This is a genomic window from Nonomuraea sp. NPDC052116, from assembly GCF_040680035.1.
Lineage (GTDB): Bacteria > Actinomycetota > Actinomycetes > Streptosporangiales > Streptosporangiaceae > Nonomuraea > Nonomuraea angiospora_A.
In genome coordinates, this window is the sequence record NZ_JBFAWA010000003.1 from 491264 (window position 1) to 505825 (window position 14562).

Below are 14562 nucleotides of genomic sequence, written 5' to 3' on the forward strand. Positions count from 1 at the left end.
CCCCCAGGCCGGGCCCGGTGCCGGGGCGCGTGATGCCACGTCGTGACCCGGCCAGGCCAGGGGTTCCCGCGTGCAGCCTGCGCGACGCGCTGGGCGAGCGCCAAGCATTGCCGCGGCGGTGACCGAGCAAAAGATCAGGTCGAGTGACGCGGATGCCTATCGGCCCCTCAGGGGGTGACGGACGTGCCTGACAACCGCAGATAACTTGTCAGGCACGTTCCTCGGGAGCCCACCTGCCTGACGCCTTCTCGGCATTCCAGATAACGCGTGTTATCTGGAGTTCTCAAGTGAAGTAGCTGGTCAACGGCTTGAAGGTCGTTTAGGCCCGTAAGGCAAGTAGGCTGCTCGCGTCTGCCGCTTCGGTGAATCATCGAGGCGGCCGTCAGCGGCGATTCCCCTCTGCAGTGATCAGGCGACTACTGGTATGCAGGTATTGGAGTGGCGGACATGGCGGGGAGGGTTTACCGCAGCGCGTCCCCCATGAACGGTCACTGTTGATGATCGTGTTCCCTGATCACGGTCTCTACGAGGGGGCCTACCCTTGTCACCAAGATCCACTCAATGTGGGTGGGTTGATCCCCTGCATGGCGTGTCATCCGCTTCTAGCGGTGGATCTGGAGGAAGTGTTTCGTGTCGTCGCCGCAGTGCGCCCTCCCGGCCAGCAGGAGACGGGAGGTGGCGAGGAAACGAGTGATCGTGAAGCCGTCACCGCAGATCTCGCCGCCGACGTCGCGGTAGTCGCGGGTCCATCGTCGCCCGTCGTAGCGCAGCAGCGTGACCTGCGTGGGTCGTTCGTCGCCACCGTCGTCGACACCGGCCACCCACACGTCGTCAGCGGCGAAGGCGGTGACGCTCTGCAGACTCACCTTCCACCTGGGAAACTTGATCTTCTTCCAGGAGGTGCCGTTCCAGTGCAGGACCAGCGGCCCGCCCGGCCGCCCGTACTGGTCGCAGGCCCACCGGGTACCGGTCTCACCCACTGCCCACACGTCGGACGGGCTGTTCTGCCAGATGTGCCGCAACGAGCCGCGTCCCAGCCTGGGAAGTCTCATCTGCGTCGGCGCGCCACCGGGGGACGCGCTGTGCCAGATCGCCGGTTGCGAGTCCGCGCATCGGCCGCTGGACGACATGCCCACGATCCAGACGTGCCCCGCTCCGGCGTCCACGGCGTTGAACCTGCCGCCACGCTGATACTCCCGCCTGCTGAAACGCCTGCCGTTCCACGTCAAGAGGACAGGTGAGCTGATCTCACCGGCGTCCGCCGAGCCGCGTAACCCGATCAGCGCCGCTCGCCGGCCGTCCACGGCGACGTCGGCCAGCCAGTCGGTCAGCCAGCGGTCCTTGCGGTCTTTCAAGGATGTGTACAGGTCCCAGGACTCTGCGAAGGGCGTGTGTATGTCCCAGTTCCGACCGTCCCAGCGCAAGGCCAACGGGAACTGTTTGGTATCTGCGCTGCCCTCCCCCATGGAGTCGACGCTGCCGACGACCCAGGCGTTGCCGGACCCGTCGGCGTCCACTGCTCTGAAGTCCGAGCTGAGGTCGCCGAGGATGCGACCCTCTGTGCTCTGCTCGGACCGCCATCGCAAGCCGTCCACGCGCAGCAGGACTCCCGAGGAAGAAGCGTCGTCCTCCGCTTCCGCGTACTGACCGACCGCCCACGCCGTGTCGGGACCCGTCGCAGCCACATCACTCAAAGCGATGCCGTCCGCCTGCTCACCGTTCGGCTCCAATGGCTGCCATCCAGGCACCGGAACCGCAGAGGCCGTCGGGGACGACTGCGGCGCTGCGCTCGACACGGCGGTCTTCGGCGAGCCTGCCGAAGACCGCGGGGCGGACACCGGCGATGGTTCGGCGGCGCAGGATGCCAGCGCGAGCACGCAAGCGATCAGCATCGTCCTGCTGCGCAAGATCCTCATGCCCGCGCATTATGGCAGAGCCTTACCTATCGGATATCCGGGCGTCGGGGCAATCGTGCCAACGCATTCACGGATGACCTAACGACCGATCGCCACATGAGTCAGAGTCTCAGTGGGCATTGCGCGAGTTGATGCCCCTCTCGTCCTTTGCTTTGGGGAAGACGGGCTGGGCTGGGGGCGTGGCTGAACGAACAATCCTGGCTCGGTCTCGACGAGAATGCCCTGGTTGACCAGGCGCTTGAGCTTGGCGCGGACGTTCTCGGTGTTCGGCTTCACGATGGGCAGGGTCCGGGTTCTTCGGCGAGGGACAGCAGGGTCTTGCGGGTGATCCGCAGGTGCTCGATCGCTTCGTGCAGTTCGCCGAGGTGCGCGGTCATGCCGTCGATGTCCACCAGGGTCTGCTCGATCTGGCCGGTCAGGGCCCGCTCGCGGGCGTCGGTCTTGTTCAACAGCCACGTGCCGGGGTCCGGTTCCTGCGCGTCTGGCCTGGTCATGTCGACCGCCACGACGGTGCGGGGGTGCGGGTCAGCCGACGGGACATCATGTCGGTCATCGCCCAGTACACCCGTGATTCGGAGCTGGCCGGCAGGTGTTCATGGTCGCGGACCAGGCGCCGGTGCAGCATCAAGGTGCCGTACGTCTGCTCGACGATCCATCGTTTCGGCTGGGGGACAACCCCTGGTCGGCGGGGTTTCGTTCGACGATCTCCACGTCGATCCCAAGCCCGGCCCCATGGTCGACGACTGTGTTCTTGAACCCCTGATCGACCAGGGCGTTGGTCGCCATGCCGGAGGTCTGGGCTGCGACCCGGTCCAGCAGAACGGTCCCGGCAGCGTTCTCGTGTGCGGAGGCGGCCAGCACAACCACCGCGATGACCAGGCCGAACACGTCCACCGCCAGTCCTCTCTTGCGGCCCGGCACCTTCCTGGCCGCGTCCCTGCCCGTCGTGGTGGCGGGGACCCCGGCCGCCAGGTGGACGCTCTGGGTGTCCAGCACCACCAGACTCGGATCGGCTAATCGTCCCTTCTGCTCCACGCACATGCCAGCGCAGCAGGTCATGGATCTTCTGGGCAGTACCGTCGTCACGCCACTTGGCGAAGTAGTTGTAGGTCGCGCTGCCGGGTGGCAGGTAGTCCCGCTGGACGCCGGTCCGCCCGTGGTAGAGGTTCACGATCTCGCGCATCTCGTATTGCCCTGGTGGCCGCTGACGGAGCGATGCGCGGCCTTTCACCCGTGATGATCCGCTCGATCACACTGCGACATCGTGGACATCAACTCGCACAACGCCCCTCGCCGCCCAGCGCAGGGAACGCGCCCGCATCCGCAGCGAGAAAGGCATCCGCTGGGGCGGACGCCCCGTCGCCGCCGCAGCCTGATCAAACGACCCCAGCGGAGAACGTCAGACCCTCGCACTACAGGCGATGCGGTACAGCACGTTCGGACGCAGTGGCCCCTCGGGCTCGGTGGGGTCGTCGAAGTCGTCGGCCGGGTCCCGGGTCATGCCGATCCGGCGCATCACCGCCTGGGAACGAAGGTTGGTGGCCGTTGTGACAGCGAGGATCTCAGGAAGCTCAAGAGCGTCAAAGCCGTGGGCCAGGACTGTCAGCGCAGCCTCGGTGGCGTAGCCCTGGCCCCAGGCCGAGCGGGCGAGCCGCCAGCCGATCTCCACTCCTGTGAACGGCATGTGGTCGTCCACTTCATCCAAGCCTGCGAAGCCGATGAACTCGCCTGTGGTCTCCACCTCAACCGCCCACCACCCGTAGCCTCGCTGGTCGAACTCGGCCTGAAATCGCGACACGGAGGCATCGCTCTGTTCGCGGGTAAGCAGGTCGCCCAAGTGCTCCCGGACCTCGGGATCGGCATTCATCGCCGCCCACGGTGCAAGGTCGGAGTCACGCCATCGGCGCAAGATGAGGCGATCGGTACGCAGTTCAGCCATGTCGCCCAGCCAACATGAGCTCTGGCCCCGAGACAATCACTTTATCGCTCCCAGGGTGAACGAAGCGGCCACCGACCCGGCGAACCTCTGCGGTCAGAGCACTCCGCGGTAGAGATTCACCTGACGGAAGCCGAGCGGGCTCGGCTGATCGGCATGTCGGTGGAATCGTCGAGGCCGGCGATCCGGGCGAAGATCGGGTTGGCGTGCGCGGTGCCGGGAGCCGGCAATGCGCGGGTGTCGCGGGAACTCGGGATAGCCGTGGGCACGGTGCGAAAGCAGGGTGAAGTCGAACAGTCGCGGCCACTGGAGTTCGGATCTACATTGCCACTCCCAGCTGCCAGAACGGGGGCTCTGAAGACTTCATCCGGAACGGACACGGTGAGTCCGCTTCAGCGCGGGTCGGCGGCGAAGGCGAAGGCTGCGGCTCGGTCCCGCAGCAGGGCGGCGAGTTCGGGAGAGTCGATCACCTCGAAGGGCCATCGCACCCAGAGCAGGCCGTCGGCGAGGACCTCCAGGCGTACATCGGCGATGCGCCAGTGTGTCGCTGCTTGACCGGCGGCGGTTGTCGTCGGGGCGAAGTCCGCGGCGAAGCCACCCATGTACGCCTGTACCTGTTCGATCGGGGCGTGGATCAGGATCGTCGCTGTATGTTGCCGAGGCGGGGCGCCAAGCTGGCTGGTGACGAACGCGACCGGGTCGCCTCCGGGGACCTCCCGCGGCTCGAAGCGCACGCCCGTCGCCGATGCGCGCGTGATCCGATCGACGCGCACCACCCGCCAGCCGCGGTCGAGGTCGCGGCAGACGAGGAACCACCGGGTCTGCCGGGGCACCAGGGCGGCAGGCTCGACGTGGCGCGGGGACTCCCGTCCGGTGTCGGCGCCCTCGGTGCTCATCACGCGCAGCTGGACCCGTTCCGCGTCCCGGCACGCCAGGGCCAGGACTGCCAGCACGTCGGCGTTCATCGGAGCCGGATACGCGCCGGCCACTGCATTCGGTGTGTCGCCGAGGGCGACCGAGGAGCGCAGCGCCCGCACCCTCCGGCGCACCGCCGGGGGCATCACCTGCTCCATTTTGGCCAGGGCGGTGAGCGCGACCTCGCCCCCGCCGGCAGCGCCGTTCGCGGCCGACGAGGCGAGGGCGGCGGCCACGGCGAGCGCCTCGTCCGGGGTGAACACCAGCGGCGGCAGGTCGCTGCCCGTGGACAGCCGGTAGCCGCCGTCGGGGCCGCGACGTGCCTCGATGTGATAGCCGAGGCCCCGTAGCCGTTCCACGTCCCGCCGGAATGTGCGGCCGTCGACGCCGAGGCGGTCGGCGAGTTCGCCGCCGCTCCAGGACCGGCGGGCCTGCAGCAGCTCCAGCAGGCGCAGCGCCCGCTCAGTCGTGGTCTGTTCCGGCATACTCGCCAAGTCTAGGAGAAATAGGGACAGAGAATGTCCTAAACCCCTCCTAGGTTGGGGTTCAAGCCGGACAGACCGGCACCATTTCCTTAAGGTGCACCATCTTGACCATCCTTGTCACCGGCGCGACCGGCGCCGTCGGTCGTCACCTCGTCACGACCCTGCTCGCCCGCGGCGCTGCCGTGCGTGCGCTGACCCGCAAGCCCGATGACGCAGACCTGCCTGCCGGGGTCGAGGTCGTCGCCGGCGACCTGGCCGACGCCGCCACGCTCGGGTCGGAGGTGTTCGACGGTGTCGATCGCGCTTTCGTCTTCCCCGCCCAGGGCGTCGACGCGTTCGTCACCGCGGCCGTCGCCCACGGCGTCCACCGTTTCACCGTGCTGTCCTCCCTCGCCGCCGCGAAGGAGTTCCAGCGCGACCACGGCTCGGCGAGCCAGCTCCATCACGCCGTGGTCGAGGCCGCCGTGACCGACCGCACCGATGCCTGGACGATCCTGCGGCCCGGCACCTTCGCCGGCAACCTGCTCTCCTGGGCCTGGCAGATTCGCTCCGGCGCACCGATCCGGGCGCCATACCTCGCATCGGCACAGGCCCCGATTCACGAGTACGACGTCGCCGAGGCCGCCGCCGAGGCCCTGCTCTCCGACGACCATCTGGGTGAGGCGATCCCGCTCACCGGCCCGCAGGCTCTGACGCGCTCCGAGCAGGTGGCGATCATCGGCGAGGCATTGGGACGGGAGATCTCGCTGGTGGAGATCACGCCCGAGGAGTTCCGCGCCGAGACCGCACAGTTCATCCCCGAGCCGATGATGAAGATGCTGCTCGACTACTGGCACGACACCCTCACCGTCCCCGACGTCCCACGTCCCGTCACCGCAGTGACCGGGCGACCGGGCCGCGCTCTGGCGCAGTGGGCCATCGACCACCGAGCCGACTTCGGGGCCGCCTGACGGGACCGGGCAGACGCGATGGCCGGGCAGGAGCCGCCGAATCCGAATCCGCCCGACCATCGTGAGCCGCCAGGACCGAGCAGACAGGAGCGGGCGCCTGGACCGCGCCGCCGGCCAGGTGCTGTCGGCTGATGAGCTCTGCTGGATCCGCGCCTACCTGCGGATGCGACCTTCCGCTCTCGAACGTGTCCCCTGCCGCCAGATGACGAATCGCCGCTCTGTGCCGCGACCTGGTCGGCATCTACGCCGTCCGCGACTGGTGCCAAGCACTTTCGCCGTGCTCGACCGACGCTGTGCCTTGCCCTGGCGCCACCTTGTCGTTCTGCTCCGCCGTGGATGGCGGCAAGCGCATCACATGTCGGCTCGCCGGGGCTTGCGGTTGATCGCGGCTCGTGGGTAGGTCAGGCCGAGGTGCGCGGCCGGCGGGTTGTTGAGGTAGTCGCCCCAGGCGCACTGCGCTCCGACGGTGCGGGCGCTCCTGGACGAGCCGGCCACCTTCACCCATTGACCATGCTACGTTAAAAGAAGTATTGTCGCTGCCCTCATCAAGATCATGTATTGATGGAGGCAGCTCATGATTTTAGGCGGCACCCGGCGTGCGTGTCTCCACGCACCGGGCGCGCATCACCATGCCGAGCACCGTGACGCCTGCCGGTAAGGTCGGGGCGGAACGGCCGGCGTGGCCTTCGGCGGCGCCGACCAGGATTTCAGGCCGGTGCGAACAACCGCCCCGGTCAAGTGGCCCGGCCGGTAGCGTGCATGGCCAGATGCGATAGCGCACGAGCTGATCACGTGCCGTGCCATTCGCAGAAACGCGAGAGTGCGGCGTTCCTGCGCCTGTGCACCGACGCGGAAGGGGGCCGCTACGTGATCGTTTCCAAGGGGCAGGGCGCTGATGCGCGCCATGGCGGTCGAGGACGCCCACGGGGCTTCTGAGACTCTCGGCCCTCATCGAGGGCGGACCTGAGTTTCAGGGCTGGTCGCGCAACCCGAGCGGGGGTGGTGGAGGCTACCGCGGTTGACCATACTTCATTGAACAGAGTATTGTCGCCGGGCATGCCAGAAAGATCCACATTGGCGCTGATCGTCATAGTCGCATCCACGGCCTCCGACCGGGTCACGGGGGGACGGGCCACAGCACGTCCAGGCGGGCGACTGTCGCGGCAGTGCTCGGCACCGGCCGCTTGCCGCCGGACCCGCATGACCTACCCGATCGGACGGTAGCCGGCTCGTACGCGAGCCACGGAAGAAGCAGCTCACGCGCGCCGGGCGGAAGCCTCGGCGGTCGCGTGCGCGCGTGACGTTGAAATACGGGGAGACCGACCATGAACGCCATCAGAAAGACCGCCTTGACCCTGGCTGCGACGATCGTGCTCAGCGGCTGCGGCGCCGACGCCGAGCCGGCTGGGAAGGGCGCTTCACCTCCCTCGACGTCGGCCGCGACGGCACAGGAGAAGAGACGCCAGTTCGAATCCGTCAAGGCGGACTGCATGAAACAGAAGGGCTTCAGATACATCGCCTACGTGCCGCAAGAAGATCCCTTGACCGACGGGGAGCGCAAGCGCAGAGCCGGCGACTATGAGGCGTTGAAGGCCCAGCGGGCGAAGTACGGCTTCGGGGTCTTCTCGTCATACGTCTACCCGAAGGGCCCAGACGCCCCCGACAACATGCCCGACCTGTCAGGGGCCGACCCCAACGGGGACATCTGGACGAAGCTCTCCCCTGCGCAGAGCAAGAGCTACTGGAAGGCCGTGAACGCCTGCGCCGTCGTCGCGGCCAAGCAGGCCCTCGGCAAGAAGGTGACGTCCGACACGGACCTGTTCGACCAGCTCGCCGCCGCCTCGGACAAGGCGACTGAGCGCGAGATCGACGGCGACGCCGAACTGGTCGAGCTGGCATCGAGCATGGCCACGTGCCTGACGGGCAAGGGATACAAGGTCTCCGGCACCAGGCCGACGCAACTGTCGACCCGCGGCTGGAACGCCTTCCTCGACCAGGAGGACGAGATCGGCCGCAGGCAGCGCGAGGATGTTCCCGACGTACCGTCGCCCTCCAAGAAGGGCGAGATCGGCCGGACCTTCGGAGCCAGGCTCACCGCCGCCGAGGCCAAGCCGTACCTGGACAAGGAGATCAAGGCCGCTCTGGACGATCTGGAGTGCGGCAAGGACTTCTATCGGGTCTACACCCCCAAGTCGGAGGCCATCGATCAGAAGATCGCCGAGGAATTCGGCAGCTGACGCGGTCACGCTTTTGGGCCCGGCTGAAAGCCATGAGCCCGTTCATTACGTGATTTTCGACCTGACGCGCCGTCCGCTGTCCGAGCGGCGTGTGCTGCTGGAGGAACTGTTCGCGTCGATCCCAGCGGCCGAGGCTTGCCGTACTTACTGGTTACTGATGTTGAGTCGGCCTGGGGCGCGGTTTCAGTGTTGCCGCCGACCCGTTTTGCTTCCCGCAGACCCATCTGACCTGGCGGCATGTCGCTCCGGCGCCGGCAGACGGCTTCCGCGTTATTTGTCCCGACCTGCCCGGCTACGGGGCCAGCGCCAAGCCGGAGGGTGGGCACGAGCAATACGCCGAGCGTGTGACCGCGGCGACCATGGTGGCACTGATGCGGCAGCTCGGCCACGAACGTTTCAGCCTGGTCGGTCATGACCGTGGAGCGCTGGTCGCCTTCCGCGCCGCGTTGGATCACCCCGACGCCGTCGCTCACCTCGGCGTGATAGACGTCATCCCTCCTGCCGACATGTGGGAGTCGCTGGCGGGCGTGGGCGGCAGCGCCGCTTCAAAGCGGATGTAGGACGAGCGAGGCCGCGTCTTCGGCTCGGGGACAACCAGGCCGTGCCCTCGGCCCGGTAGCGAGCGACAAGCTTCGACACCCAACCCTTGGACACCGCATAAGAGCGGGCAACCTCCGCCTGAGAGCGACCCTCGACGACAGAGGAACGGCGCCCGATCCGGGGCTTCTCGGGGAGCGCCGTTCGCCGTTTCCGGGGCGTCAGATCACAGGTCGTGACCGCACTGACCGTAGAAGCCGCCCTCCCAGTCGAAACACCACTCCCAGATGGTGACGTGGCCGTCGTTGGGCATCGCCTGAGCGGGAGCCGCAGCAGCGCCGCTGATCAGCCCGGCGGCGAGGGCCCCGAGCATAACGACCTTGACTCGCTTACCGGCCCTGGAGAAACGCGACATCGATGGACTCCTTCTCACCCGTCGGAACGAGAAGGAGTCCATCGCAGCGGAACTGTGGATCACTTGGAACCCGGTTGTACACCGGTTGGAGGTGGACGGCCCGCTGGTAAGAATCGCGCCACACTACCCCGAACGAGCACCGTGACCGCAGGTCACGCTGGGCAACCGCAGCCGCCTGCCGGGGGCCGGTTCCGGTCGGGCCGTTCAGGGATGAGTCCGGCGCTCGGCGGCACGATGACGCTGCACGGGACGTTTCCGCAGGTGGCGGGCAGGTGGCGGGCAGGTGGAACGGACGCGAGCGGAGGACCGGCGCCGGCTCAGTAGGTGGTCTTGCTTACTCCACCCACCACGTAGTTGCCGTTGACCTCAATCAGCGCTGTGTTCTGGTAACGGTGACCGGCCTCCTTGGGCGTGTGGATCTCCGGTGACCTGCCCAGGCTGCATGGCACGGACGTGGACACCATTGTCTTGTCCCGTGTGATGTTGAAGATACCGAAGATGAGGACGCACGAGCTGCCCAGTGAGCCGCGGGCGTTGATGTACACATCGCCTGATACCCGAACGCCGTTGTCCGAACTGCAGACGCCGATGTTCCAGCCGCTGCGTGCGTAATTCAGGCAGCCGCCGCCGGCCGCCATCGCGGAGGTGGGAGCGGCGGCCAATAATGCGGTGGCAATGCCCACCGCGGCCCCCGCGCTCAGGAGTTTTCTCCTCGTTTTCGGGATGGGATGCTTTTCTCCGAGATCCATCGGAGTTTCTCCTTCGTTTGGCCTGGTGCGTGAGACATCGAGGCAGATTCGACGAAAGATGATTGCGTGGGACGCGCGAACCCGGGATCCCCGTCCGCGATTCTTTCTCCGCGCGGTCAGCCCACACTGATCGATCCCTGGGCCATAGGTGCCAGAGCCTTGCCGATACGTGCCAGATGACGTTCGGTGTGGAGGAATCTCCTGATGGAGTCGTAGTCATATCTGGCCGGAACCGCTGCGTGCCGGATTTCTTTGCCCGTGTTCCAGGTCCAATCAGAACACGAACCATCTCCCGGATGCGCATCCCACTCCTCCCGTGCAGACGATCGACCACCGGCCATGTACGCTATGTGATTTCTTCGTCACATCGCCCCTTGCCGGTTCCACCATGAGCGCGGACGTGACAAAGGTAAATGGGATCGCCTTCAGAAATCTTTCGCCTTTCTTGAATGGCCACCGACAATTGAGGTTCGATGGCTTTTGCCGCCGGACCTGCCGGGTTTCGCGCCGATGGGGGGACGCGCAGTGGAGTTTCGGCTGCTGGGCGCGCTCGAGTTGGTGGCCGGGGGCCGCAACCTCGATCTCGGGCCGGCCAAGCAACGGATCCTGTTCGCGTCCTTGGCCGTCGATGCCGGGCACCCGGTGGCCACAGAGACACTTATCGATCGGATAAGGGACGACGCCCCACCGCGCGAACCCCGCAAGGTGCTGCACACCTATGTCGCACGCTCCCGCCGCGTGCTGGAGCAGGCACGACATCTCGATAATGGACAGATCGCGCTGGAACGCCGGGCGGACGGCTACCAGCTGATCATGGACATCGATCGCATCGACCTTCACCGGTTTCGGCGGCTGGTCGAGCAGGCCCGCGCCCATCACCGCCGCCGGCCGGAGCGCGCTGCCCTGCTTGGCGAGGCCGTCGGCCTATGGCGGGCATCCCCACTGGACGGGATGGCTGGGGGGTGGGCGGCGCGGGTCCGCGAAGGGCTCCGGCAACAGCGCCTGGGCGCAGTGACCGACTGGGCCGAGGCCGAGCTGGACCTGGGCCGGCACTCGCCGGTGATCGAACGCCTCGAAGAGCTGATCGTCCACTACCCGCTGGCGGAGTCCTTGGTGGCCCGGTTGATCCAGGCTCTGAGCCTGGCCGGCCGTGGTGCCGAAGCTCTGGAGGTCTACGCAAGGGCGTGCCGGCGAATCGCCGACGAACTCGGCGCCCAGCCCGGTCCCGAGCTGCGTTCACTGCACACGGCCGTCCTCCGCGGAGAAGCGGTCACTCTCGCAGCCGGCGCGCCGGACCCCGCGCCGACGGTTTCCTCAGTGCGCAGGCCCGTACGACAGCCACCGGATATTGATGGATCGGAGCGTCCGCAGCCGGCGCAGCTCCCGGCGCAGGTGCCGGCGTTCGCCGGCCGCACCGGATACCTCAAGCGGCTGAACGACACGCTGGGATCCGACGATCAGGTCCGGTTACGGGTCTCCTTGATCGCCGGTATCGCCGGAGTGGGCAAGACCGCACTGGCCATGCATTGGGCGCATCGGGTGCGCCACCGATTCGGTGACGGGCAGTTATATGTGAACCTGAGGGGCTTCGACCCGAGCGGGTCCTGCGTGGCCGCGGCGGAGGCGTTGACCGGATTCCTGGATGCGCTTGGGGTACCGCCGGACCGTGTCCCGCCCGACCCGGACGGGCAGGCCGGCCTGTACCGCAGCCTGTTGGCGGATCGGCGGATGCTGGTGGTGCTGGACAACGCCCGCGACGCCGAGCAGGTCCGTCCGCTGCTGCCCGGCGCACCAGGCTGCCTGGTGGTGGTGACCAGCCGCAGCCGGCTCTCCGGCCTGGTCGCCGCGGAGGGCGCCCACCCGCTGAGGCTGGATCCGCTGTCCGACGCCGAAGCACGCGAGTTGCTGGTCCACCGCCTCGGACCGGCGCGGGTGGCAGCCGAGCCCCAAGTGGTGAACGAGATCATCGCCCGGTGTGCGGGGCTGCCTCTCGCCCTCGTCATCGTGGCCGCCCGAGCCGCCACCCACCCGGAGTTCCCCCTCACCGCGCTGGCCGGTTCCGGCGGCGCTCTCACAACGGCATGATCAGAGCCTGGGGACGGTCGGCGGGGAAGGCCCAGATGTGCTTGCCGGCCGCGACCACCAAGGCCAGGCCGGCCTTCAGCCCCAGCCGGATCACGCGGAGGCCGGGCCCCACGGCCGGATCCAGCACGAACAGGTCGCGTTCCCCGCCCGCCAGCACCCCGTTCGCGCAGACCAGGAACGGCACCGGCCCCTTCGGCACCTTCACGAACCGGCGCGGCTCCCCCGACCAGGCGGACACCCGCTCCAGGCCGCCCGCCACGCTGATCCACAGGGAGCCCGCGCAGACGGTCATGCCGCCGCGCTCGCGGGTCCAGAGGTCCACCTCCCGCGGGCCGCCGCGCAGCCAGGTGTCCCGCTTCGACGTCCACCACAGCCGCTCGCCCTCGACCGCGCACTGGTCCAGGCCGGGTAACTCCACCGGCTCGCCGAAGTCGCCGGGCGCGGTCAGCCTGCGTGCCCGCTCCGCGCCGACGGCCCAGATCTCGCCGCCGCCCGAGAGCACGCGGCCGTCGAAGGGCGCGTCGGCGAGCGGGGCTCCGGTGGGGTCGAGCCAGTGGACCCGGCCCTCCGCGGTCCCCGCCAGCGTTCCCCGCAGCGGGCTTTCGGATAACGAGCCCAGGTGGGGCGGCCCCGCGAACGTCCTGGGCACGACCACGGTCTCGGGCAACGTGCCCGGCAGGCCCGCCGTGCGCGGCACGGTCGCCGGGACAGCCGCCAGGGAGCTCAGCTCCGGCAGCCGCACCGCCTCGCCGCCGTCCAGCGGTGTGCCGGAGGCGGTGTAGACCCGCATCCGGCCGGCCGCCGAGCACCAGACCGTGGTCCCGTCCGACGCGGCGACCCGGGCGGGCCACGGCAGGTCGATCCTCGTGACGGCGACGTCCATGCGCTGACCATAACCGTCCGGAGCCCGCGCGCCAGCCCCCGCGCCGAGCGACGTGCGCGAGCACTGAGAGGCCCGCGCGGGGGTATGCGGTAGGTAAGGGGGCGATCCCCGTATCAGCCGAGGCCAGGCGGACTGGGATCATGGGACGCATGCGTGTTGTGGTGATCGGGAGCGGCATCGTCGGGGCCGGTGCGGCCTACTACCTGAGCCGGCGGGGCGCCGCGGTGACCGTGGTGGACGGCGGATATCCGGGCGAGGCCACCCAGGCGGGGGCCGGCATCGTGTGCCCGTGGGTGGACCACCCGGAGGACGACGACTGGTATCAGCTGACCCGCGAGGGCACCCGCCGCTATCCGGGGCTGGTGGAGGCGCTGGGCGAGGACATCGGCTACGCCAAGGTGGGCGCGCTGCTGGTCGCCGCGGATCCGGTCGATCTGGAGCCGGTGCGCGCCCTGCTGCGCCGCCGGCACGCCGGCGCGCCCGAGATGGGCGACGTCGTCGACGTGGCGACCCCGTCCGAGCTGTTCCCGCCGCTGTCCGACGACCTGAGCGCCATCCTCGTGCCGGGCGCGGCGCGCGTGGACGGCTGCTCGGTCCGCGACGAGCTCCTGCGCGCCGCCGCGGCGCAGGGGGCGGAGGTACGCGTGGGCGCCGCGCGGCTCACCCCGGGCGGCGAGGTGATCGTGCACGCCCCGGCCGGCGAGGCGCACGCCGAGGGCGAGCCGTGGATCCCGGCCCAGGCGGCCGCGGGCGTGCCCGACGGGCCTCTCGATCAGGGCGGGTCCTGGCGGCAGGGCGCGCCCACCGCGCGGGCGGCCGAGCCTCCCGTGCCGACGGGGGCGCGCCGGTTCGCCGGCGACGGTGAGCCGCTCGACGCCGACATGGTGATCGTGGCCGCCGGGGCCTGGACGGGCGAGGTGTGCCGGCCCTTGGGCGTGGAGCTGCCGGTGTTCCCCCGGCGGGGGCAGATCATGCACGTGACGCTGGAGGGCGTGGACACCGCGTGGTGGCCGATCGTGCTGCCGCGGGTCGGGCCGTACCTGCTGGGCTTCCCCGACTCCCGCGTCGTGATCGGGGCGACCGTGGAGGACGTGGGGTTCGCCCCGCGGGTCACGCTGGGCGGGCTGGACGAGGTGATCCAGGCGGGGCTGCGGGTGGCGCCCGGGCTGTTCAACGCGACCGTCGCGGAGACCAGGGTCGGCCTACGTCCCGTGTACGCCCCCGGCTCCCCCCTCATCGGGCCGCTGACCGGGCGGGTGGTGGTGGCGACGGGCCTGAGCGCGTACGGGCTGACGGCGGGCCCGTTCACCGGCGAGATCGCCGCCGCGCTCGCCCTCGGCGAGGAGCCGCCCATCGACATCACGCCGTACGCGCCCGCCGTCGGATAATCACAGCAAGCACTCACGTAACATCAGATTCCTCCCCACCGTGACGCCGTGGGGAGGCCGCGTTGC

General features: G+C 68.8%; 14 protein-coding genes and 1 pseudogene. 6 read left to right on the forward strand and 9 right to left on the reverse strand.

All coding sequences use genetic code 11. The features are described 5' to 3' along the window. Positions 1 to 602: 602 nt before the first annotated feature. Positions 603 to 1694 (reverse strand): hypothetical protein, encoded by a 1092-nt coding sequence (locus AB0L65_RS07890; RefSeq protein ID WP_364241713.1) that lies wholly within the window; start codon positions 1692 to 1694, stop codon positions 603 to 605. Between the two features lie 4 nt (positions 1695 to 1698). On the opposite strand from AB0L65_RS07890, the gene AB0L65_RS07895 reads away from it, so the two are divergent. Beyond that, entirely contained in the window at positions 1699 to 1998 is a 300-nt protein-coding gene (locus AB0L65_RS07895) for a hypothetical protein (RefSeq protein WP_364241716.1), read from the forward strand. Between the two features lie 190 nt (positions 1999 to 2188). Here the strand turns inward: AB0L65_RS07895 and AB0L65_RS07900 are convergent, their stop codons facing one another. The 4 genes from AB0L65_RS07900 to AB0L65_RS07915 all read right to left on the reverse strand — a co-directional run bounded on the left by AB0L65_RS07900 (position 2189) and on the right by AB0L65_RS07915 (position 5252). Further along, the gene (locus tag AB0L65_RS07900; protein ID WP_364241719.1) at positions 2189 to 2410 is read right to left on the reverse strand and encodes a hypothetical protein; all 222 of its coding nucleotides are present in this window, start codon (positions 2408 to 2410) and stop codon (positions 2189 to 2191) included. A 130-nt stretch (positions 2411 to 2540) separates the two neighbouring features. Then, positions 2541 to 2975, reverse strand: coding sequence for a transposase (locus AB0L65_RS07905; protein WP_364241722.1), 435 nt, complete (start codon positions 2973 to 2975; stop codon positions 2541 to 2543). A gap of 340 nt (positions 2976 to 3315) precedes the next feature. Next, positions 3316 to 3855: a GNAT family N-acetyltransferase gene (locus AB0L65_RS07910; protein ID WP_364241725.1), complete on the reverse strand. Its 540-nt coding sequence runs from the start codon at positions 3853 to 3855 to the stop codon at positions 3316 to 3318. A gap of 389 nt (positions 3856 to 4244) precedes the next feature. Further along, positions 4245 to 5252 (reverse strand): WYL domain-containing protein, encoded by a 1008-nt coding sequence (locus AB0L65_RS07915; RefSeq protein ID WP_364241728.1) that lies wholly within the window; start codon positions 5250 to 5252, stop codon positions 4245 to 4247. A gap of 104 nt (positions 5253 to 5356) precedes the next feature. On the opposite strand from AB0L65_RS07915, the gene AB0L65_RS07920 reads away from it, so the two are divergent. After that, positions 5357 to 6202, forward strand: coding sequence for an NAD(P)H-binding protein (locus AB0L65_RS07920; protein WP_364241731.1), 846 nt, complete (start codon positions 5357 to 5359; stop codon positions 6200 to 6202). Positions 6203 to 6553: 351 nt separating this feature from the next. Here AB0L65_RS07920 and AB0L65_RS07925 read toward each other — a convergent pair whose 3' ends face one another. Continuing rightward, complete coding sequence (locus tag AB0L65_RS07925) at positions 6554 to 6703, reverse strand: hypothetical protein (RefSeq protein ID WP_364241734.1); 150 nt, start codon at positions 6701 to 6703, stop codon at positions 6554 to 6556. Positions 6704 to 7527: 824 nt separating this feature from the next. On the opposite strand from AB0L65_RS07925, the gene AB0L65_RS07930 reads away from it, so the two are divergent. Next, positions 7528 to 8439 (forward strand): hypothetical protein, encoded by a 912-nt coding sequence (locus AB0L65_RS07930; protein ID WP_364241736.1) that lies wholly within the window; start codon positions 7528 to 7530, stop codon positions 8437 to 8439. Between the two features lie 209 nt (positions 8440 to 8648). Further along, positions 8649 to 8984: pseudogene (locus tag AB0L65_RS07935) on the forward strand (alpha/beta fold hydrolase); the annotation flags it as partial. A gap of 218 nt (positions 8985 to 9202) precedes the next feature. Here the strand turns inward: AB0L65_RS07935 and AB0L65_RS07940 are convergent. Together AB0L65_RS07940 and AB0L65_RS07945 are read right to left on the reverse strand one after the other, a co-directional pair. Beyond that, on the reverse strand, positions 9203 to 9391 hold the full coding sequence (locus tag AB0L65_RS07940) for a hypothetical protein (protein WP_364241739.1): 189 nt from the start codon (positions 9389 to 9391) through the stop codon (positions 9203 to 9205). 317 nt (positions 9392 to 9708) lie between these two features. Beyond that, the gene (locus AB0L65_RS07945; RefSeq protein WP_364241742.1) at positions 9709 to 10140 is read right to left on the reverse strand and encodes a hypothetical protein; all 432 of its coding nucleotides are present in this window, start codon (positions 10138 to 10140) and stop codon (positions 9709 to 9711) included. Between the two features lie 525 nt (positions 10141 to 10665). Between AB0L65_RS07945 and AB0L65_RS07950 the strand changes: the two genes are divergently transcribed. Continuing rightward, positions 10666 to 12225 carry a BTAD domain-containing putative transcriptional regulator gene (locus tag AB0L65_RS07950; protein ID WP_364241745.1) on the forward strand — a complete coding sequence of 520 codons (1560 nt, stop codon included), beginning with the start codon at positions 10666 to 10668 and terminating at the stop codon, positions 12223 to 12225. On the opposite strand, the gene AB0L65_RS07955 is transcribed toward AB0L65_RS07950, so the two are convergent. Beyond that, positions 12212 to 13108, reverse strand: coding sequence for a hypothetical protein (locus AB0L65_RS07955; protein ID WP_364241748.1), 897 nt, complete (start codon positions 13106 to 13108; stop codon positions 12212 to 12214). The two genes, AB0L65_RS07950 and AB0L65_RS07955, sit on opposite strands and share 14 nt — an antisense overlap. A gap of 149 nt (positions 13109 to 13257) precedes the next feature. Between AB0L65_RS07955 and AB0L65_RS07960 the strand changes: the two genes are divergently transcribed. Further along, positions 13258 to 14496 carry an FAD-dependent oxidoreductase gene (locus AB0L65_RS07960; protein WP_364241751.1) on the forward strand — a complete coding sequence of 413 codons (1239 nt, stop codon included), beginning with the start codon at positions 13258 to 13260 and terminating at the stop codon, positions 14494 to 14496. The last annotated feature ends 66 nt before the right edge of the window (positions 14497 to 14562 follow it).